The 21260-nt window shown below is 73.7% G+C and carries 17 protein-coding genes; 5 read left to right on the top strand and 12 right to left on the bottom strand.

Annotated features, from left to right (window positions below; genetic code table 11):
- Positions 1 to 140 precede the first annotated feature (140 nt).
- The 4 genes from C1I99_RS07650 to C1I99_RS07665 all read right to left on the bottom strand — a co-directional run bounded on the left by C1I99_RS07650 (position 141) and on the right by C1I99_RS07665 (position 4273).
- On the bottom strand, positions 141 to 683 hold the full coding sequence (locus C1I99_RS07650; RefSeq protein WP_111133505.1) for a hypothetical protein: 543 nt from the start codon (positions 681 to 683) through the stop codon (positions 141 to 143).
- 113 nt (positions 684 to 796) lie between these two features.
- Positions 797 to 3163 (bottom strand): sodium-translocating pyrophosphatase, encoded by a 2367-nt coding sequence (locus C1I99_RS07655; RefSeq protein ID WP_111133506.1) that lies wholly within the window; start codon positions 3161 to 3163, stop codon positions 797 to 799.
- A gap of 319 nt (positions 3164 to 3482) precedes the next feature.
- Entirely contained in the window at positions 3483 to 3920 is a 438-nt protein-coding gene (locus tag C1I99_RS07660; RefSeq protein ID WP_111133507.1) for an ATP-binding protein, read from the bottom strand.
- Positions 3917 to 4273, bottom strand: a complete 357-nt coding sequence (locus tag C1I99_RS07665) for an STAS domain-containing protein (RefSeq protein ID WP_111133508.1) — start codon at positions 4271 to 4273, stop codon at positions 3917 to 3919. Before C1I99_RS07665 ends, C1I99_RS07660 begins: the two co-directional genes overlap by 4 nt.
- A 140-nt stretch (positions 4274 to 4413) precedes the next feature.
- Between C1I99_RS07665 and C1I99_RS07670 the strand changes: the two genes are divergently transcribed.
- Both C1I99_RS07670 and C1I99_RS07675 read left to right on the top strand, forming a co-directional pair.
- Positions 4414 to 6876 carry a DEAD/DEAH box helicase gene (locus tag C1I99_RS07670; protein ID WP_438941390.1) on the top strand — a complete coding sequence of 821 codons (2463 nt, stop codon included), beginning with the start codon at positions 4414 to 4416 and terminating at the stop codon, positions 6874 to 6876.
- A gap of 242 nt (positions 6877 to 7118) precedes the next feature.
- On the top strand, positions 7119 to 7697 hold the full coding sequence (locus tag C1I99_RS07675) for an LURP-one-related family protein (protein WP_111133509.1): 579 nt from the start codon (positions 7119 to 7121) through the stop codon (positions 7695 to 7697).
- Positions 7698 to 8150: 453 nt separating this feature from the next.
- Here the strand turns inward: C1I99_RS07675 and C1I99_RS07680 are convergent, their stop codons facing one another.
- The 7 genes from C1I99_RS07680 to ssd form a co-directional block, all read right to left on the bottom strand.
- The gene (locus tag C1I99_RS07680; protein ID WP_111133510.1) at positions 8151 to 8522 is read right to left on the bottom strand and encodes an Rv3654c family TadE-like protein; all 372 of its coding nucleotides are present in this window, start codon (positions 8520 to 8522) and stop codon (positions 8151 to 8153) included.
- The gene (locus tag C1I99_RS07685; protein ID WP_111133511.1) at positions 8519 to 8881 is read right to left on the bottom strand and encodes a TadE family type IV pilus minor pilin; all 363 of its coding nucleotides are present in this window, start codon (positions 8879 to 8881) and stop codon (positions 8519 to 8521) included. Before C1I99_RS07685 ends, C1I99_RS07680 begins: the two co-directional genes overlap by 4 nt.
- Positions 8878 to 9045 (bottom strand): DUF4244 domain-containing protein, encoded by a 168-nt coding sequence (locus tag C1I99_RS07690; protein ID WP_088997060.1) that lies wholly within the window; start codon positions 9043 to 9045, stop codon positions 8878 to 8880. The genes C1I99_RS07685 and C1I99_RS07690 overlap by 4 nt, the downstream gene beginning before the upstream one ends.
- 25 nt (positions 9046 to 9070) lie before the next feature.
- On the bottom strand, positions 9071 to 9706 hold the full coding sequence (locus tag C1I99_RS07695; protein ID WP_233512396.1) for a type II secretion system F family protein: 636 nt from the start codon (positions 9704 to 9706) through the stop codon (positions 9071 to 9073).
- A 158-nt stretch (positions 9707 to 9864) separates the two neighbouring features.
- Complete coding sequence (locus C1I99_RS33855) at positions 9865 to 11190, bottom strand: type II secretion system F family protein (RefSeq protein WP_233512394.1); 1326 nt, start codon at positions 11188 to 11190, stop codon at positions 9865 to 9867.
- Positions 11187 to 12398 (bottom strand): TadA family conjugal transfer-associated ATPase, encoded by a 1212-nt coding sequence (locus C1I99_RS07705; RefSeq protein ID WP_111133513.1) that lies wholly within the window; start codon positions 12396 to 12398, stop codon positions 11187 to 11189. Before C1I99_RS07705 ends, C1I99_RS33855 begins: the two co-directional genes overlap by 4 nt.
- Positions 12395 to 13498 (bottom strand): septum site-determining protein Ssd, encoded by a 1104-nt coding sequence (gene ssd, locus C1I99_RS07710; RefSeq protein ID WP_111133514.1) that lies wholly within the window; start codon positions 13496 to 13498, stop codon positions 12395 to 12397. Before ssd ends, C1I99_RS07705 begins: the two co-directional genes overlap by 4 nt.
- Positions 13499 to 14065: 567 nt before the next feature.
- Between ssd and C1I99_RS07720 the strand changes: the two genes are divergently transcribed.
- A complete protein-coding gene (locus C1I99_RS07720) occupies positions 14066 to 14872 on the top strand; it encodes an HAD family hydrolase (RefSeq protein WP_111133516.1) in 807 nt (268 codons plus the stop codon).
- 315 nt (positions 14873 to 15187) lie between these two features.
- Here the strand turns inward: C1I99_RS07720 and C1I99_RS07725 are convergent, their stop codons facing one another.
- Positions 15188 to 15934: a Fic family protein gene (locus C1I99_RS07725; protein ID WP_111133517.1), complete on the bottom strand. Its 747-nt coding sequence runs from the start codon at positions 15932 to 15934 to the stop codon at positions 15188 to 15190.
- 220 nt (positions 15935 to 16154) lie between these two features.
- On the opposite strand from C1I99_RS07725, the gene acs reads away from it, so the two are divergent.
- Positions 16155 to 18152 (top strand): acetate--CoA ligase, encoded by a 1998-nt coding sequence (gene acs, locus C1I99_RS07730; protein ID WP_111133518.1) that lies wholly within the window; start codon positions 16155 to 16157, stop codon positions 18150 to 18152.
- Positions 18153 to 18419: 267 nt separating this feature from the next.
- Complete coding sequence (locus tag C1I99_RS07735) at positions 18420 to 21206, top strand: immune inhibitor A domain-containing protein (protein WP_111133519.1); 2787 nt, start codon at positions 18420 to 18422, stop codon at positions 21204 to 21206.
- Positions 21207 to 21260: the final 54 nt, after the last annotated feature.

Consider the following 21260-nt stretch of genomic DNA (forward strand, 5'->3'; position numbering starts at 1 on the left):
GACCGTCTCCGACGGGCTGGACCACCTCCTGGTGGGCAAGGTCGAGATGCCGTCCCGGGCGTACATCGCGGCGTTCGGGTTCAAGGGCCCGGACCAGCAGAAGCCGACCAAGGTGCTCTCCGGCGGCTCGGCGGCACCGCTCAGCGACACTCCGGCACCTCGGCGAAGGCGCGTTTGAGCTCCTCCGAGTTGAGCCGGCTGGTGTCCAGCGCGCTCGCGTCGTACTCCTTGTTGAGGGTGTCCACGGCCGTGCGGACGCCGTCGTAGAAGACGGTGGCCTGGCTGGTGCTCAGCCCGTCGATGGTGTCCCGGGCCTTGCCGTACGCGTCCCGCATCTTCGCCAGTGAGGTGCGGAAGCCCGCCGACACCTCCGCGCCGTGCTCGGCCTCGGGGATGCCGGCCCGCTCGACCTTGCGCCGGGCGGTCTCGCTGGCCTGCTCCGCCCCACCGAAGAGCCGCACCAGGTTCTCCTTGGCCTGTGCCGGGGTGGTCTGTGCCGTCATCTGCTGGTCGGTGCTGCTGGTGAGCTTGCTGATCTCGGCCCGCCACGGGGTCAGCGCCGCGCAGACCGACGCCGCCCAGGCCTGCGGGCTGGGGCCGCCTCCGCACCCGGCGGCGACCAGAACGAGCGTGGCCAGGACCACCGTGAGCTTCCCGGCGGCTGCCGCCCGGCACGTACGCATGCGATGCAGCGTACGACCTTTGTCGAGCGGAGGCAGTGGTCAGGTTTGCGCCCCCGGCACGGCCGGTCCCCGGCCGGCGACGTGCGCCAGCCGGGGACCGGATCCCATACGGGTCAGGCGTTGACCGGCTCGGGCCGCTGGCCCTCGGTGCCGGTTCCGCTGCCGGTACCGGCGCCGGAGTCGGAGTCGGACATCGCCACGCCCTTGCGCTTGCTGAACACCACCGCCGCGACGATGACCAGGGTCGCCACCACGGCGATGCCCACCCGCAGGCCGGTGTTCCGCTCGTCGCCGACGCTGTACGCCACCACGGCCGGCGCGATCAGCAGCGAGACCAGGTTCATCACCTTGATCAGCGGGTTGATCGCCGGGCCGGCGGTGTCCTTGAACGGGTCGCCGACGGTGTCGCCGATGACCGTCGCGGCGTGCGACTCGGAGCCCTTGCCGCCGTACGCGCCGTCCTCGACCAGCTTCTTGGCGTTGTCCCACGCGCCACCGGAGTTCGCCAGGAACACCGCCATCAGCGTGCCGGCCCCGATCGCGCCGGCCAGGTACGACGCCAGCGCGCCGGGCCCGAGGCCGAAGCCGACCGCGATCGGCGCCAGGATGGCGAGCAGGCCGGGGGTCATCAGCTCGCGCTGCGCGTCCCGGGTGCAGATGTCGACGACCTTGCCGTACTCCGGGCGCTGGGTGCGGTCCATGATCCCGGGCAGCTCGCGGAACTGCCGGCGGACCTCCATCACCACCGCGCCGGCCGAGCGGGAGACCGCGTTGATGGCCAGACCGGAGAAGAGGAAGACCACCGCCGCGCCGATGATCAGGCCGACCAGGTTGCGCGGGTTGGCCACGTTCAGCGAGTTGAGGATCTCGGCCCCGACGTCGCCCACCCCGGCGTCCAGGTACGCGGTGCGCAGCGTGTCGGTGTACGACCCGAACAGCGCGGTCGCGGCGAGCACCGCGGTGGCGATCGCGATGCCCTTGGTGATCGCCTTGGTGGTGTTGCCGACCGCGTCCAGTTCGGTCAGGGTCCGCGCCCCGTGCTCGTCGATGTCGCCGGACATTTCGGCCACGCCCTGGGCGTTGTCGGAGATCGGGCCGAAGGTGTCCATCGCGACGATCACGCCGACCGTGGTGAGCAGGCCGGTGCCGGCCAGCGCCACCGCGAACAGGGAGAGGGTGATGGAACTGCCGCCGAGCAGGAACGCCCCGAAGACGCCGGCGCCGATCAGCAGCGCCGAGTAGACCGCCGACTCCAGGCCGACGCTGATGCCGGCAAGGATCACGGTGGCCGGGCCGGTCTGCGAGCTCTTGCCGATGTCCTGCACCGGGCGCCGGTTGGTCTCGGTGAAGTAGCCGGTGAGCGCCTGGATGGCGGCGGCCAGCACGATGCCGATGACGACCGCGCCGATGGCGACCACCCGCGGGTTCTCGCTGACGTCGGTCAGCCCGCCCTCCAGCTCGGCGAAGCTCGCCGGGAGGTAGGCCCAGGTGGCGACCGCGACCAGCACCGCGGAGATGAGCGCGGAGAGGTAGAAGGCGCGGTTGATGGCGGTCAGGCCGGTGCGGTCCGAGGCGCGCAGCCGGGTGATGAAGACACCGATGATCGCGATGATCGCGCCGATGCCGGAGACGATCAGCGGGAAGACCAGGCCCTGCTCGCCGAAGGCGGCCCGCCCGAGGATCAGCGCGGCGACCAGGGTGACCGCGTACGACTCGAAGAGGTCGGCGGCCATGCCGGCGCAGTCGCCGACGTTGTCGCCCACATTGTCGGCGATGGTGGCGGCGTTACGCGGGTCGTCCTCCGGGATACCTTGCTCGACCTTGCCGACCAGGTCGGCGCCGACGTCGGCGGCCTTGGTGAAGATGCCGCCGCCGACCCGCATGAACATGGCGAGCAGCGCGGCACCGAAGCCGAAGCCCTCCAGCACGGTCGGCGCGTCGCCCCGGAAGAGCAGCACGACCAGCGCGGCGCCGAAGAGACCGAGACCGACGGTGAGGAAGCCGACCACTCCACCGGTACGGAAGGCGATCTTCATGGCCGCCTCACGGCCACCTTCTCGCTCCCGGGCGGCGGCGGCCACGCGCAGGTTGGCCCGGGTGGCCAGCCACATCCCGGCGCCGCCGATGAACGCGCTGAACAGGGCGCCGACGACGAAGAACAGCGAGCGGCCGAGCTTCACCACGGTCTCGCTGCCATCGGTGTCGTGCACCGGCAGCAGGAACAGCAGCACCACGGCGATGACCACGAAGATCGCCAGGGTGCGGAACTGCCGGAGCAGATAAGCCGAGGCGCCCTCCTGAACCGCCCCGGAGATCTCCTGCATATTGCTGGTGCCCTTGCCGGCCGCCAGCACGGCCTTCGTGAGTGCGGCGGCGAATACGAGCGCCACCAGCGCGATCACCGCGGCGATGACGACGTATGTGACATTGTCCCCGGTGAGGGAGATCCCGCCGCCCTCGGCGGCCAAGGTGTCGGACATCTGTGTCCTCCTGTACCGAACGCTCGCGCGGGCCGGTGGAGACGCACCGGCCGGCGCCTGGATGCGGAGTCGCAAGCGCGCGCCAACCCACCCCGAGCGGACCAGCGATGAACCACCGTTCCCGCTGGCTGCGGGATGGATCACTTGCTGACAACCCGGGTACTGTAGCCCTCCGCAGTGTCGGAGGTCACACCGAGGGGGCACCCTGTCTTGATGATCTTCGTCGCTGTGTTATGAAACGAAATCTGATATAGGAGCGGGTCCATGACGAGCAGGCCGCGCCCCTGCCGGGACGCGGCCTGTGTGAGCGAGAGTCAGGTCAGCGGCCGATCGGCCACACCATCCGCACCTCGGTGCCGACGCCCTCCTCGACCGGGCGGACCTGGAGGTCCTCGACGAAGCCGGCGAGCAGCGCGAAGCCCACACCGGTGGTGAGCGCCTCGTCGGTGAGCGACTCGTTGGCCAACTGGTCGGCGTCCAGCGCGGCCAGGCCGATGCCGGCCTCGATCGGGGCGCGGTCGACCACCCGCACGGCGTACGCCCCGGAGTCGGACATCTCCACCAGCACCGGGTCGGGCACGCCGTACTGCCGGTGCAGGGCGACCGCCCGGGTGCACGCCTCGCCGATCGCCAGGCGTACCTCGTCGAGCAGGTCCTCGCGGACCCCGGCCCGTCGTGCGACCGCGACCCCGACCAGGCGCGCGGTACGCACGTGCACCGGCGCCGGCGAGAAGGAGAGCCGGACCGTCGCCATCACGCGCCGGGGCCGGTCGAGTCGGCGCCGACCGCCGCGTCGACCGTGGGGTGCAGCGGGAAGACCTGGTCGAGCGCGGTGATCCGGAAGATCTTGAGCAGCGGCTCCTTGTCGCAGACCAGGGCGAAGGAGCCGCCCGCGGTTCGCAGCCGCTTCAGCGCGCCCACCAGTACCCCGAGCCCGGTGGAGTCGAGGAAGTCCACCCGGCCCAGGTCGACCACGACGTGGCGGGCGCCGCCGTCGATCAGCTCGAGGAGCCGCTCGCGCAGCCGGGGGGCGGTGTAGACGTCCACCTCACCGCCGACCTCGAGCACCGTGTGCTCACCCACGGTGCGGGTCGCCAGCGACAGCTCCATCGGTCCTCCTCGCCAGAGCCGTAAACTCTCCTGGGCATCTAACCACTAGCGCCGGAACGACCCGTGCGTCACCGGCGGAGGCTCCCCTCACCCGGCACCCCGGCTTTTCATCTCCGAACACCAGTGCGAGAGTGCAGGACGTGACCTCCGACAGCTTCAGCTCGGCGCGTCTAGCGCCGCGCCACGACCTGAAGCCGTCGTCCGCAGCCACCGTATCCGCGGGCCTCGGCCCGGGGCGATCGCCGGCCGACCTGCTGGGCCGGCTGCGGGCCCGCGGCGGAGCGGATCCGGTCACCCACGTCGAGCGGGTGCCGGCCCGGGCCGGCGTGCCCGCCCCGTGGCCGCGGTGGGCGCCCGAGGAGCTGCGCGCGGCGTTCGCCCGGCGAGGCGTGGCCGCGCCCTGGCGGCACCAGGCCGAGGCGGCCGATCTGGCGTACGACGGCCAGCACGTCGTGGTGGCCACCGGCACGGCGTCCGGCAAGTCCCTGGCGTACCAGCTGCCGGCGCTGGCCACCCTGCTCGGGGATCCCCGGGCCACCGTGCTCTACCTGGCGCCGACCAAGGCGCTCGCCGCTGACCAGTTGCGCGCCGTCGCCGCCCTGGAGCTGGCGGGGGTACGCCCCGCCTGCTACGACGGGGACACCCCGCGCACCGAACGGGAGTGGATCCGGCGGCACTCCCGGTTCGTGCTGACCAATCCGGACATGCTGCACCACGGCATCCTGCCCGGGCACGCCCAGTGGTCGGGCTTCCTGCGCCGGCTGGCGTACGTGGTGATCGACGAGTGCCACACCTACCGGGGCGTGTTCGGCTCGCACGTCGCGCACGTGCTGCGCCGGCTGCGGCGGCAGTGCGCGCGCTACGGGCGTACGCCGGTGTTCGTGCTGGCCTCGGCGACGTCGGGCGACCCGGCCGCGGCGGCCGGGCGGATCACCGGCCTGCCGGTGGCCGCGGTGACCGAGGACGCCTCGCCGCGCGGCGGGGTGACCTTCGCGCTCTGGGAGCCGCCGCTGCTGCCCGCCGAGCCGGCCGCGGAGCCGGCGGCGGATCTCACCCAGGTCCGCCGGTCGGCTCTGCGGGAGACGGCCGACCTGCTCGCCGACACGGTCGCCGAGGGGGTACGCACGCTGGCCTTCGTCCGCTCCCGGCGCGGCGCCGAGGTGGTGGCCGCGAATGCCCGCCGGGCGCTGGACGAGGCGGTGCCCGGGCTCGGCGACCGGGTGGCCGCCTACCGAGCGGGCTATCTGCGCGAGGAGCGGCGGGAGCTGGAACGGGCGCTGCTGCACGGCGACCTGCTCGGGCTGGCCTCGACCAACGCGCTGGAACTCGGCGTCGACCTGATCGGCCTGGACACGGTGCTGATCTGCGGCTATCCGGGCACCCGGGCGTCGCTGTGGCAGCAGGCCGGCCGGGCCGGGCGCTCCGGGCAGGAGGCGCTCGCCGTGCTGGTGGCCCGGGACGACCCGCTGGACACCTACCTGGTGCACCACCCGGAGGCGCTCTTCGGCGCCCCGGTGGAGGCCACCGTGCTCGACCCGGCCAACCCGTACGTGCTCGGCCCGCAGCTGGCCTGCGCCGCGGCCGAGGCGCCGCTGACCCCGGCCGACCTGGCGCTCTTCGGCGACGGCGCCAAGGAGGCGGTCGACGCGCTGGTTGAGGCGGGGGCGTTGCGGCAGCGCCCGACCGGCTGGTACTGGCGACACCGGGAGCGCCCGGAGGTGGACCTGCGCGGCGAGGGGGGCGCGCCGGTCTGCGTGGTGGAGGCGGCGACCGGCCGGCTGCTCGGCACCGTCGACGGCGGCTCGTCGCACTTCCTGCTCCACCCCGGCGCGGTCTACCTGCACCAGGGCGTGTCGTACGTGGTGGACGACCTGGACCTCGCCGACGGGTGCGCGCTGGTGCACCCGGAGGAGCCGGAATGGTCCACCCACGCCCGGGACGTCACCTCGCTGTCGGTGGCGAGCGTGCGCTCCTATGTCGACGCCGGGCCGGTCGGGCTCTTCCTCGGCGAGGTCGACGTGACCAGCCAGGTGGTCTCCTACCAGCGGCGGCGGATCGCCACCGGCGAGGTGATCGACACCCGGCCGCTGGACCTGCCGGCCCGGGAGCTGCGCACGGTGGCGGTCTGGTTCACCCTGTCGCCGGGGTCGCTCGCCGCCGCCGGGGTGGAGCCGGCCGACGTGCCAGGGGCGCTGCACGCCGCCGAGCACGCCGCGATCGGCCTGCTGCCGCTGATGGCCACCTGCGACCGGTGGGACATCGGCGGGCTCTCCACCGCTGTGCACCCCGACACCGAGGCGCCGACGGTCTTCGTCTACGACGGGCATCCGGGCGGGGCCGGCTTCGCCGAGCGGGCGTACGGGACGGCGGCGGCCTGGCTGCGGGCGACCCGGGACGCGATCGCGGAGTGCGGCTGCGAGGCGGGCTGCCCGTCCTGTGTGCAGTCGCCGAAGTGCGGCAACGGCAACAGCCCGCTATCCAAGCCGGACGCGATCCGGGTGCTGGACGTGGTGCTGGCCAACCTGCCCGACGGCGTACCGGCCCCACGCGCCGGCGACCCGTGCCCGGCACCGCGCCCGGCGGCGTCCCGGCCGGAGGCATAGAAGCCGGCACCGCTGGGCAAGGGAAGATGTGGGAGCGCTTCCATCCCTCGCGCGTCCCGCTCTGCCGTTCGTCCCGCCCGAGGAGGAGTCGTGGCCGACACCATCGTTGAGCCGCCGCGCCGATGGGCGGCGCTGAGCCACCCCGGCGCCCGGGTCGCGCGGAGCCTCCCCAGCGGGCGCGCCCGGGCGGCGGGGCGGGGTGCGCTGTGCGAGACTCCGGCGCACGCCTCGAAGGAGAACTCATGCAGCTCGACAGTTTGCAGGCCCGGCAGCAGTTCCACATCCGCCAGCGGCTACGGATGATGGTCAACCAGTACGAGGTCCACGCCGTCGCGCCGGACGGCTCGGAGGGTGAGTTGCTGGCGTTCGCCCAGCAGAAGCGGCTCGCCTTTAAGGAGCAGGTGACCATCTACACCGACGACTCCAAGCAGCAGCCGCTGCTCGGGTTCAAGGCCCGGCAACGCCTCGACCTCGGCGCCACGTACGACGTCACCGACCACGCCGGCACCCCGATCGGGCTGTTCCGCAAGGACTTCGCCCAGTCGCTGCTCCGCTCGACCTGGCACGTCGAGCAGGCCGGACTGCCGCAGGTCACCGGCCAAGAGCGGAGCCTGCCGGTGGCGCTGCTGCGCCGGTTCGTCGACTCGCTCTCCTGGCTGCCGTACCACTTCGACTTCACCGCCGGCGGCCAGCCGGTCTTCTCCGTCGTCAAGAAGTGGGGGCTGCGCGACCGGTACGTCGTCCAGGTGCAGGACCCGCAGATCGACCGGCGACTCGTGATCGCGATGGCGGTCGCCCTCGACGCCCTCCAGGCCCGCTGACCCCCGAGCAGGCCCACCGGCCTCACGCGCGGGACAGCGGCCCAGGCCCGGCCACGGTGCGGCCCAGGCCCGGCCACCGTCGGCCCAGGCCAGGCCACGTCGGCCTAGGCCAGGCCACGGTGCGGCCCAGGCCCGGCCACCGTGCGGGCGACGACATGCCCGGGTCGAGCGCGTCCTCGACCACGGCACCGTCGCCCGCACGGCCCGCGCGGTGCCGTGCTGCTCGTCCCGGGTCCCGTCGAGCAGACGTCCGGCTGGCCCGGCGGCTGCTCGGTCGCGCCCGTTGGCCGCGCCCGCTGTCGACGAGTTGCCCTGGCCGGCCCACCCGCAGACCTGCTGCTCGGACCGGCCCCGGGCCTGCTGCTCGCGTGGCCCGCGCCCTGAGGTGCGCTCGGGTGGTCCCCGGGTACGGGACGGACGGCCGTCGGCGGGTAGGTGCCTGCGGGTGGGTGGTCAGCCGCGGACGGGACCGGCTCGAGCGGTAGCGGTCACCGTCCGGGCCAGGCCGGGCAGCGGCGCCACGGCCACCTCGGCGGTGACCAGGACGTCGAGGCCGTCGAGTCGACAGGCGAGCAGCCGCCCGCCGTTGACCGCGACGATCTCGGCGGCCAGGCCGCAGGCGGCGGGTTCACCCGCCAGCGCCCGGCCGGCACCGGCGAGCGCGCCGAAGTCCGCCGCGACCCGGGCCTGCTGCCGGGCCGTCCGAGCGGCGCCGACCGCGGCGCCGAAGAGACCGACCAGGACGAACACCAACCCGACCGCGAGCAGACAGACCGTCGCGCCACCACGGTCGTCGACCGCGGGCGCGACGGTCTGTGGGCTCATGGCCGAGCTTCCGGGGCGCCGGGCTCGACGGCCGCAACCGCGCTCGCCGTCACGGTGATCCGGGGCAGCCGGGCGCCGAGAGCGCGTACGGGTGCCCGGACGGTGGCGCGTACCCGCTGACCGTCGACGGTGATCGAGACCTCGGCGCCGTCCGGGGTGGACGCGCTGGCCGTCCCGTCCTCACCCCGGGCGGCGGCCAGCGCCGCCTCCCGGGCGGCGTGCAGGCAGCCACCCTTCGTGCCGACCGCGCCGACCGCGGTCAGACCGGCGAGCAGGAGCAGCAGCAGCGCCGGCAGGCCGGCCGCCAGTTCGGCGGTGAAGGAACCCCGGTCGCGGCCGGCCAACCGGCGCCGGATCACTTCAGCGCCCGGTCGATCACGGCGGTCAACGCGGACTGCACGTTGCCGGAGGTCAGCACCTTCAGCAGGATGCCGGCGAAGGCGACCGCGGCGAGCGTGCCGACGGCGTACTCGGCCGTGTTCATCCCGGCGTCCCCGCGCAGGCGGGCGAAGAGTTTGCGCACTGTCTGGTCCTTTCTCGATGGTGGGTCAGAGCACGTCGCCCAGGACGGCGACGATCACCGGCACCAGGCCGGCGAGAATGAAGGCCGGCAGGAAGCAGAGCCCCAGCGGCAGCACGATCAGCACACCCGCCCGGCGCGCGGCCGCCTCGGCCGCGATGGCCCGGTCAGCGCGCAGGTCGTCGGCGAGCCGGCTCAGCGCCCCGGCCAGGGCGGCCCCGCTGTTTGACGTACGCAGCGCGGCGGCGGCCAGCCGCTCCGCCCCCGGCACCGACCCGAGGTGCGACCACGCCTCCTCCGGGCCGCCGCCCAACCGGAGCATGCGACCGACCCGGCCGAGCCGGTCGGCAAGCGGCCCGTCGAGGGCCTCGGCGACGGCCAGCACCGAGTGGTCCACCGGGGCTCCCGCCCGCATCGCCGCAGCCAGCAGGTCGGCGGCGAGCGGAAGGTCGTCGGCCTCCCGCAGCCGTCGCTCCCGCACGGCCGGGGATTCGATGCGGCGCAGCGCCCGGTCGAGCAGCAGCGCCACCGGGACAGCAGTCAGCAGGCCGGGCCAGCCACCGACGATCACCGCCACGGCCACGCCGCCCAGCCCGGCGGCGAGGCGGATCACGTCCGGTCGCCGGGACGTCGGCGGGGAATCCGGCGACTCGTCGCCCGCCACGGGACCGGCGGAGGGGATCGTCGCCTCGGGTAGGTACGCCCGCACCGGCCCGTGACGCAGTGCGCGCAGCCGCTGCCGGGGCCGCCGCCCGGCGCCGGTCGCGGCGAGCAGGGCCGCCGCCGCGACCAGGAAGCCGCTCGCGATCACCGGGCGGGACATCAGCCGGCCCGTCCCGGTGTCGCACCGAGACGCTCGGCCCAGAACAGCCCGGCGGCCTGGAGGACGATCGCGCCGACCGCGCACGCACCGCCGACCGGGGTGTGCAGCAGCACCGCGACCGGGTCGACGCCGATCCCGTATCCGAGCGCGATGCCGCCGAGCGGCAGGGCGGCGAGCAGCCAGGCGGTGGCCCGCGCCCCCGCGGACTGGGCCGCCGCCGCGGCCAGACCCCGGTCGACCGATCGGGCGTCCGCCTCGATCCGCTCCACCAGCTCCGCAAGCGGGGCACCGGTGCGGTCGGCGAGGCGTACGGCGGCCCGGGCGAGCCGTCCGAGCCGGTCCGACGCGCCCGGTCGCTCGCCGGCCGGCACGTCGACCTGCCCCGCCCCTGGGCGATCGGCGGCGGGCCCGAGCAGCCGCGCGGGATCGAGCACCGCCCCGCGCCGTCTCACCGGCGGCGGGTCGGCGGTCATGGTCCCGGCCGTCCCCGTGAGGTCGAGGCCCGCCACGGCGACCGGTGCCGGCAGGCCGGCCCGGAGGTCGGCGGCCAGCCCGGACAGCTCGTCCAGCCGGCGGCGCCGGGCCCGATCAGCCCGTCGGACGGCCTGTCGCCGGAGCAGGGCGCGGGCGGCCAACGCGCCGTACGCGGCGGCGGCGACAGCCGCGACCGGACCGGCCAGGACATTACCGATGCCAGCGCCGGCCATGCCGACCAGCAGCAGGGTGCGCCGCGGCGACCCGGTCAGGAGCGCCGAGTGGAACCACCGGGCACGCCGACCGGCTCCGGTGGCGAGGTCGGCCGCCGAGGGAGGCCGGACCGGCAGCGAGATGGCCGACGGGGCGGGTACGCCGACCGGGCGTCGGGCGTCCCGGCGGACCGGTGGCCCGGCGGAGCCGCCTGGTCGGGAGGGGCCCGGGTAACCGCCTGCCGACCAGGGCCAGGGCGAGCGGGTGGCGAGGCTACGCCGTACGCGCGCCGTTCGCTGTTCGCCAGGGTTCACCGCCTCACCGCCCGGGACCGCCGCGGCCAGGAACCGCGACCCCAGCTCCGGGACGACAGCCGGCGGCGGAGAATCTCCGCCCCGGTTTGCGCCATCGACCTGGCCACCGGACGTCGCGCCATCGCCGCCGGCGGTCCGGCCGATGCCGCGCGCCGGAGTGCCGCGCAGTTCGGCCACCCAGTCGACCAGAGGGTCGTCCGCACCGGTCGCCCCGTCGTGCCGCCGCGCGACGACGACGTCACGGCGGCGGTTGTGCAGCAGCCGGGCCGCCAGGACCGCCACGCCGACCAGGCCGGCGGCCAGCAGCCACCAGACGCCGGTCATGCCGGACCCGCCGATCCGGGCCAGGGCTCGTGGAGGATCGGCGGAGCCGGCACGCCCCGCTCCCCCAGCAGTGCCGCGAGCGCGCGGGCCGCGCGGCCGAGGCCGCGCCCGCGTACCCAGGCAGGGACTGCGGTGACCAGGCGGTCCGGGCCCTCGGGCAGCAGCAGGCAGATCGACTCCAGCACCCGTCCGTCGGTGCCGCGGCGTACCTGCAGCAGCACCTGGAGCGCGGCAGCCACCTGGGCGTGCAGCGCGGCACGGGGCAGCCCGCCGAGCATGCCGAGCGCCTCCAGCCGGGCCGGCACGTCCGACGGGGCGTTGGCGTGCAGCGTCCCGGCGCCGCCGTCGTGGCCGGTGTTGAGCGCGGCGAGGAGGTCGACCACCTCCCCGCCCCGGCACTCGCCGACCACCAACCGGTCGGGCCGCATCCGCAACGCCTGCCGGACCAGATCGGTGAGCCCGACCGCGCCGGAACCCTCCACGTTGGCAGTGCGCGCCTGCAACCCGACCGCGTGCGGATGTTGCGGATGCAGCTCGGCCGCGTCCTCCACGAGGACGATGCGCTCGGTCGCCGGCACCAGGCCGAGCAACGTGTTCAGCAGCGTCGTCTTGCCCGACCCGGTACCGCCGGTGACCAGGTACGCCAGCCGGGCCGCGACCACGGCGGAGAGGACCGGCGCCACCGGCCTCGGCACGGTGCCCCGGCCGACCAGTTCGTCCAGAGTGAAGGGGCGCTGCCGGAAGGTCCGCAGGGACAGGTACGGCCCGTCGGTCGCCACCGGTGGGAGCACGGCGTGCAGTCGCGTGCCGTCGGCGAGCCGGGCGTCCGCGTACGGGGAGCCGTCGTCGAGTCGCCGGCCGGCGCCGGCGGTGAGCCGCTGGGCGAGCCGTCGCACGTCGTCGACGCTGCCGACCGGCACCGCGACCTGGTGCAGGCCCTGCCCCCGGTCCACCCAGACCCGGACGCCGTTGACCAGTACGTCGGTCACCTCCGGGTCGGCCAGCAGCGGAGCGAGGGGCCCGACGCCCACCAGGTCGTCGTGCACCCGGTCGGCCATCCGCAGCACCGCGTTGTCACCGAGCACGGCGGCGGCGGGCTCGGCCCGTACCGCGGAGACGATCGCGGCCGGGGTGACCGGAGTCGCGGCGGCAGCGATCCGGTGCCGCACCCGGGCGGCGAGATCGTCACCCTGCGCCGGCCCGGTCATGCCGCACCCGCCGCGGTCGCCCCAGTCAGATCAGCGACGATCCGCTGGCAGAGCGCGGCCAGCGGCCCCCGACCGGCGGCGGCCGGCGCCTCGCCCCGCTCCAATCCCCGGGCGAGCCCCGGCTCCGGCCGCAGCGTGCCCGCCAGCGGCAGCCCGAGCGCCCGCGCCACCTCGGCCGCCCGCAGCCGGCCCGGCGCCGGGCCACGCACGATCACCGACAGGTCGGTGCAGTGCGGTGCGGCGGTTGCCACCACCCGGGCCGCCGCCGCGGTGGCCCGCAACTCGGCCGGGACGACCACGTACGCCTGGTCGGCCGCCTGCAGGGCGGTCACCGCGGCGTCGTCCAGCTGTCGGGGCAGGTCGACCACGACGAAGTCCCGGCCCCGCCGGGCGGCGTCGACCGTGGCGGCCATCGCCTGAGCCGGGAGGGCGAGCAGCTCACCCCGGTCCCAGGAGAGCACCACAAGGTCGCCCCGGCTGGGCAGGGCCCGCACCAGCGCCGGTGCGTCCACCCGGCCGTCGGCGTCGGTCAACGCCGGCCAGCGCAGCCCGTCCAGCTGCTCCCAGCCGAGCACCAGGTCGAGCCCGCCACCGAGCGGGTCGGCGTCGACCAGCAGCGTACGCAGCCCGGCCCGGGCGGCGGTGACCGCCAGCCCGCCGGCGAGGATGCTCGCCCCGGCCCCACCGCGCCCGCCGAGCACCGCGGTGATCCTGACCGCACCCGGGTCGTCGCCCTCGGGCCCGCACTCGGCGAACCGGTCGACCAGCCACGGCTCGGCGGCGGGCAGGGTGGCGACGTGCTCGGCACCGATCAGCTGCGCGACCTCCCAGCCGGGGTCGAGCTGCCCGGACCGGCCGACCAGCACCAGTCGCGCCCGTCGCGGCAGTCGCGCCCGCAGGCAGGGCTCGGCCTGGTCGCAGCCGAGGAGGACCAGCGGCGCGGGCAGCCACCGGGACCGGGCGGCCGCCGGGTCCGCGGCGAGTTCCACCTCGACGCCGCCGGCCGCGGCGAGCCGGAGCAGGTCGTCGAGCAGGTCGCCGTCCGCGGTGACGAGCAGCGGCAGCCGCCGGTGTGGTGGGACGGAGGTACGGGGTGGCATCGCGGCCTCCTGGGTCGGGCTCCGGGTTGCTGACCCGAGACCCTGCTCCCGATCGGCCCTGCCCGCCGCCCCACCGCGACCGTCTGTGGACAACTGGACCGCTTGTGGACAACGCCCGTCACGTCAGTCGATCTGCTATGTCCGGCAGCGCCGCCCGGGGCTCCTGGCGGCGGCGATGCCCGCTGCGCGCGGCGGCGTACCGGGAACCGGTGGCCTGACGCGGCGCGGACCCGGAAAAGGGACGACCCCCGTCGGGGGGAGACGGGGGTCGTCGGGAGGTTCGGCTCCGGGGGGGTCGAGCCGAACCACTCAGCGGTCACGGGGGGTGCAACCGCCGAGGGTCTGTCTGTTGTCCGAGATATGAATACTCGTCGTGCCGGTAAGTCTGCCTGAGCGGACCTGTATACGTCGAGTGGTGTTGCCTCCACTCCCTGCGAATTCGTGTTCGCAGAGTGTGACCGTGGTCACGATCAGCGGGGGGTGGTGGCGGCCGGCCCGCAGGTTCGGGGGGGTCACTGGACCCCGGGCACCCGCCGACCATAGACCATCGGGCTAGACTTTCGCGCCGTGGGCCGAAGTGCCGCTTTCTTCGATCTCGACAAGACCGTCATCGCCAAGTCGAGCGCTCTGGCGTTCGGTCGGCCGTTCTACCGGGACGGGCTGATCACTCGGCGTGACGTCGTCAAGTCGGCGTACGCGCAGCTGATGTTCCGGCTGGGCGGCACCGACGAACAAACCATGGCCCGCACCCGGGACTACCTTGCCACGCTCTGCAAGGGCTGGCAGGTGGAGCAGGTACGCCAGATCGTCGCCGAGACGCTGCACGAGCTGATCAACCCGTACGTGTACGCCGAGGCCGCCGCCCTGATCGAGGAGCACCAGGCGGCCGGGCGGGACGTGGTGCTAGTCTCCGCCTCCGGCGAGGAGATGGTCCGCCCCATCGGTGCGCTGCTCGGCGTGACCGACGTGATCGCCACCCGGATGGGCGTGGTGAACGGCCGGTACAGCGGCGAGGTCGAGTTCTACGCGGCCGGCCCGAGCAAGGTCGACGCTGTCAGCGAGCTGGCCCTCGAGCGGGGCTACGACCTCGCCGACTCATACGCCTACTCCGACTCGTACAGCGACCGGCCGCTGCTGGAGTGCGTCGGCCACCCCACCGCCGTGAACCCGGACCGGCAGCTGCGCAAGCTCGCGGTCGAGAACTCGTGGCCGGTGCTGGAGTTCCGGCACCCGGTTCCGCTGGGCCGGCGACTGCGGGAGCGCCCGGCCGTCCCGGTCGCCGCCGCGGCGCTGGGCGTGGGGGTCGGCGTGGCCATCGGCATCGCCTGGTACGGCCGTCACCGCCGCACCCGCACCACCTCGGCCACCACCTGATCCCGGCACACCTCGGCGCCGCATCCGCACCGCCCCGTCACTGCCTGAGCCCGCCGCACGGGCCGGCCACCGCCTGACGGTGCATGCACCACCCCGGCCACCGCCTGACCCCGGCGTACCACCCCGGCGGCAACCGCACCGCCCCGTTCACCGCCTGAACCCGCCGCACCCGGCCGGCCACTGCCTGGTCCCGGCCTCCCGAACGCGGCGCCGGGATCCTCCGCCGCGGTGCCGACCGCACGTCCGCGCGGCGGCCCGCCGCCGACCCGGGCGGCCACCGGCCGACCAGCCGGAGGGTCCACCGAGGGGTGGCCGTCAGGAGGCGGCGAGGATCTCGTCGCCGATCAGGGTGAGCTGGTCGGCGCCGACCTCCACGGCCGTCATGTAGTGGCGCAGCCAGGAGCGCAGGCCGTCGGGGGTGCCGGTAGCGAAGGCGCCGGCCGAGCCGACGTACTCCGGCTCGCGCTGCTGGTGCCCGACGTCCACGGCGAGCAGGCCGCGCGGGTCGAAGCCGCTGGAGAGCAGCACCAGCCGGGCGGCGCCGCGGGCCACCACCCCGGACGGCCCGGCGAACGGGCGCAGGTTCAGCAGTTCCCCGTGCACGACGGCGGCGAGCACCAGCGGGGAAACCTTCGTGCCGCCCGCGGCCAGCCCGGCCAACCCGTCCAGCCGGGCGGCGACCACCGCGTCGGCTACCGGCCGGCCCAGCTCGGCCTCGCCGACGGCGTCCCGGGCGGCCAGCACGTGCAGCTTCGCGAGGGCCTGCCGGGGCGCCTTCGGCCAGAGCTCGGTGAGCCCGGGCAGCGCGCCGGCGACCCGCAGCGCACCCTGGAGCACCGGGTCGGTGACGGTTCCGGCGCGCACCGCCTCGCGTTCGTGGACGTACCCCTCCAGGGCGGCGCTGGCCACCGCGGACCGCAGGCCGACCTCGGCCGCGACCTGGCCACCGTGCCGGCGCAGCGCGCGGTGCCGCAGCGCCTGGTCGAACCGCTCACGGGCCCGCTCGACGGCGGGGGCGATGTCGGCGAGCGCGAGCAGCGGGGCGAGCGGGTCGTCGGTCACCCCGTCACGCTAACGACCCGGGCCCCCGCGCCGGGCGTCGCCCGGCAGGAACGCGATCCCGGCCACGGACCTCAAGCGCGGCGCGGGACGGGGCTACGCCGTCCGGCGCGCGACGCGGGCCGCTCGGCGCGATCCGGGCGAAGGGCGGTCGCCTCCGCCGCCGCCCCCGACTAACCTCTCCCGAGAGACGCAGGTCACCCGAGCGACGAGGGAGTACGGCATGAGCGAGGCATTGGCCAATCTGCTGAACGAGACGCGCCAGTTCCCGCCCCCGGCCGAACTCGCCGCGAACGCCAACGTCACGGCGGACGCCTACGACGAGGCGGCGGCCGACCGGCTGGCCTTCTGGGAGCGGCAGGCCGGCCGGCTGGCCTGGGCCAAGCAGTGGGAGCAGGTACTCGACTGGTCGAAGCCGCCGTTCGCCAAGTGGTTCGTCGGCGGGCAGCTCAACGTGGCGTACAACTGCCTGGACCGGCACGTCGAGGCGGGCCGGGGCGACAAGGTCGCCATCCACTGGGAGGGCGAGCCCGGCGACACCCGCACCATCACGTACGCCGAGCTGCACAGGCTCACCTGCCAGGCGGCGAACGCGCTGACCGCGCTGGGCGTGAAGGCGGGTGACCGGGTGGCGATCTATCTGCCGATGGTCCCGGAGGCGGCGGTCGCGATGCTGGCCTGCGCCCGGATCGGCGCCACGCACAGCGTGGTCTTCGGCGGCTTCTCCGCCGATGCGCTGACCAACCGGATCCAGGACGCCACCGCCAAGGTGGTGATCACGGCCGACGGCGGCTACCGCCGGGGCAAGCCGTCGGCGCTGAAGCCGACCGTGGACGAGGCGGTGGCGAACTGCCCGTCGGTCGAGCATGTGCTGGTGGTGCGCCGGACCGGCGAGGAGGTCGCCTGGTCGGCGAAGGACCACTGGTGGCACGAGACGGTGGAGACCGCCTCGACCGAGCACGCCGCGCAGCCGTTCGACGCCGAGCACCCGCTGTTCATCCTCTACACCAGCGGCACCACCGCCCGCCCGAAGGGCATCCTGCACACCACCGGTGGCTACCTGACCCAGACCTCGTACACCACGCACGCGGTCTTCGACCTGAAGCCGGAGACCGACGTCTACTGGTGCACCGCCGACATCGGCTGGGTGACCGGCCACTCCTACATCGTCTACGGCCCGCTCTCCAACGGGGCGACGCAGGTGATGTACGAGGGCACCCCGGACACCCCGCACAAGGGCCGGTTCTGGGAGATCGTCGACAAGTACCAGGTCACCATCCTCTACACCGCGCCGACGCTGATCCGCACGATGATGAAGTGGGGCGAGGACATCCCCGCCGGTTTCGACCTGTCGTCGCTGCGGCTGCTCGGCAGCGTCGGCGAGCCGATCAACCCCGAGGCGTGGATCTGGTACCGGCAGCACGTGGGCGGGGGTCGGCTGCCCATCGTGGACACCTGGTGGCAGACCGAGACCGGGGCCGTCATGATCTCACCGTTGCCGGGCGTGACCGAGGCCAAGCCGGGTTCCGCGATGACCCCGTTGCCGGGCGTCGTCGCCGACGTGGTCGACGACCAGGGCCAGTCGGTGCCCAACGGCGGTGGCGGCTACCTGGTGCTGCGCGAGCCGTGGCCGTCGATGCTGCGCACCATCTGGGGCGACGACAACCGGTTCATCGAGACGTACTGGTCGCGGTTCGGCGCGGGCGCCAGCGGTGGCGGGTCGGGAGCCGACTGGATCTACTTCGCCGGGGACGGGGCGAAGAAGGACGACGACGGGCACATCTGGCTGCTCGGCCGGGTCGACGACGTGATGCTGGTGTCCGGGCACAACATCTCCACCACGGAGGTGGAGTCGGCGCTGGTCTCCCACCCGTCGGTGGCTGAGGCGGCGGTGGTCGGCGCGACCGACCCGACCACCGGGCAGGCGATCGTCGCGTTCGCCATCCCGCGGGGCAGCGCGGACACCGCGGGCGCGGCGGGTGAGCAGCTCATCGCGGACCTGCGCAACCACGTGGCCAAGACGCTCGGCCCGATCGCCAAGCCCCGGCAGATCATGCTGGTGCCCGAACTGCCGAAGACCCGGTCCGGCAAGATCATGCGACGGCTGCTGCGGGACGTGGCGGAGAACCGGTCGCTGGGCGACGTCACCACGCTCCAGGACTCCTCGGTGATGGACCTGATCGCCTCGGGCATGAGCGGCGGGAAGTCCGACGAGGACTGACCACAGGCGTACGGCGTGATGGGTGGCGGTCCGCGCGGGCCGTCACCCACCGTCATTTCTTACGGGTACGTCCTGGGCCGGGTGCGGGGTGTCACATCGGTCGGTCGGTGGAGCCGGGAGAAGCTGAACGGACACAGGCGGGCGTCGCCCCTGTCGTTCGCGTCCTTTGTGATTTAGGTTCACGCAGGTCGGCCCGGTTCGATGGACGTCACATCGATGGAATGCCGGCCGACTCCCTTCTCCCCCATGCCCGAGAAATGGAGTGGCATGAACAGAAATCCGCAATCCGGGTCACGCCGGCGCCTACTCGTCGCGCTGCCCGCCATCGCCCTCGCCGCCACGTCACTGACCGTGACAGGCAGCACGGCGGCGGCACAGTCCAGCCCCGCGCGGGCCACGATCGGTGCCGACGAGTTCTACATCAACTACGCGGAGCCGGCGGTCCAACCGGACACCAGCGGCCGCGAGGTCAAGGGCAAGGGTGGCATTCACGCCCCGGTGGTCGAGGAGGCGCGGGCGTACGACCGCAAGTTCGCCCGAGGCAACCCGGTCACCGCGAAGCAGCTGGCCAAGGTCGAGGCCGAGGCGATCAAGACGGGCAAGAACCCCCGGCAGATCAAGCAGGCCAAGGGCACCCAGACCGCCAAGCTGTTGACCCTGCTGGTGGAGTTCAACGAGAACGCCAACGACGACTTCACCGGGGTCATGGTCCCCAAGACGGTCTTCGAGGACCGGAGCTGCGTCCTCGGCACCGTACAGAACGGGCCGCTGCACAACAACATCCCGAATCCGGCGGACCTGCCCCACCTGGACAACAACTCCATGTGGGTGCCGGACTTCTCCCCCGAGCACTACGACAAGATGCTCTACACCTCGGAGGGCATCACCGAGCGGGTCCGCACCGACCTGACCGGCCCGGACGGCAAGCCCGGCATCAGCCTGGCCGGCCGGACCATGCGCAACATGTACCTGGAGATGTCCAAGGGCGCGTACACCGTGGACGGGCAGGCCAGCCCGTGGATCAAGGTGCCGCACTCCGAGGGCTGGTACGCGGCCTCGCGCTGCTTCCAGGACGAGAACGGCAACTGGGTGGCCGGGCGCCAGCAGGCGATGAACGGCCACCCGGACAACCCGCAGGGCGCCGGCCGGTTGGCCACCGACGCGATCGACACGCTCGCGAAGATGGACCCGAACTTCCCGTGGGCCGACTACGACATCGAGGACCAGGCCGACCGCGACGGTGACGGCAACTTCTTCGAGCCGGACGGCGTGATCGACCACCTGGTGCTGGTGCACGCCGGCCAGGGCAAGTCCCGCGGCGGCGGCGCCGAGGGCATCTACGCGGTCTGGGCGCACTCTTCGTCGGTGCCGGGCGGCTACACCATTCCGGGCACGGACCTCCAGGTCTCGAACTACATCGTCCAGCCGGAGGACGCCGGCGTCGGTGTCTTCGCCCACGAGTTCGGTCACGACCTGGGCCTGCCGGATCTCTACGACACCTCCGGCAACGCCGACTCGGACGTCGACTTCTGGGACCTGATGGCCTCGGGCTCGCACTCCGGTGAGGTCTTCCAGGCCCTGCCGACCCACATGGGCCTGTGGGACAAGTGGGTGCTCGGCTGGGCCGACCCGCTGACGGTCAACCCGGGCTCGGACCCTCGGGACGTGCAGTTGGGCCAGACCTCCCGCACCCCGCGCGGCACGGCTGACGGCATCAAGATCAACCTGCCGAACAAGGTGGTCACACTGGCCACGCCACACAGCGGCGCGAACATGTGGTACACCGGCGCCGACCAGGACTGGGCGGACGTCAAGATCACCCGCGAGGTGGCGGTGCCGGCGGCGGCCGACGCGAAGTTCTGGATGTGGAACAACTACGTCATCGAGGCCGACTGGGACTACGGCTTCGTCGAGGTCTCCACCGACGGCGGCGCCACCTGGAGCGAGCAGAAGGTCTACGACTCCACCGGCAAGCTGGTCACCACCAACGACGGCTACCCCGACCCGAACGGCCGGATGGTGGACTTCGGCAACAAGAAGTACGGCCTCACCGGTGACACGCACGGCTGGCGCCACGACTACGTCGACCTGTCGGCGTACGCCGGCCAAACCGTGCAGGTCCGGCTCCGCTACGCCACCGACGAGGCGTTCCTGGAGCGCGGCTGGTTCGCCGACGACTTCTCGGTGACCGGCGGTGGCGCCACCACCTGGAGCGACGACGTCGAGAACGGCGCCAACGGCTGGACCGCGACCGGCGGCACCTTCGTCGACACCATGGGTCCGGGCTGGCGCATCGACGGCGGCACGTCGAATCAGGCGCACTACTACCTGGCCGAGTGGCGCAACTTCGACGGCTTCGACGAGGGCCTGAAGTACGCGTACGACACGGTGTACTCGCGCGACGCCTGGAAGGTCGACAAGCTCTCCTACAACGCGCCGGGCATGCTGGTCTGGTACCGGGACACCGCGCTGGGCAACGTCAACCACGTCACCGCCCAGCTGACCTCGCTGCCCAGCTACGGCGCCAAGGGTGGCCTGCTGATCGTCGACTCGCACTTCGACCCGTACCGGCGGCAGGGTGAGGCGGCCGTCAAGGACCCGTCGGTGCTGGACAACCTGCCCAGCCGCCCGCAGTCCGCGAACGCGGCCTTCTCGCTCAACCCGACGTACTCCTTCAAGGAGTGCCTGGAGGCGGCGGACGAGCCGTACAGCGAGTACTGCACCACCTTCGGCGCACAGCCGGCCGTGCCGGCCTTCACGGACGCCAAGGGCTGGTACCCGGGGGTCGAGGTCCGGGACGGGCGGCTCTTCGCCCGGGACAACGACGCCTCCGTGGTGATCCCGTCGAGGGGCCTCGCGCCCTACACCACGCGGATCACCAACCCGGACGGCACCCCGGCCACCGGCCTGTACGGCACGAACCTCGGGTTCACCGTGCTGGGCTCGGGCAACCCGGGTGACCAGGGCGTGTCCTACGGCGTCTCGATCACCATCCTGCGGACCGCGAAGGACAACTCGTACGCCACGGTGCACGTCACCCCGGCGACGAACTGACCCGAGCGCCCGCACCGGGACGCCGGCGGGGCCCGTCCGGAGCAACGGCTCCGG

Source organism: Micromonospora deserti, assembly GCF_003236335.1.
Classification (GTDB): Bacteria; Actinomycetota; Actinomycetes; order Mycobacteriales; family Micromonosporaceae; genus Micromonospora; species Micromonospora deserti.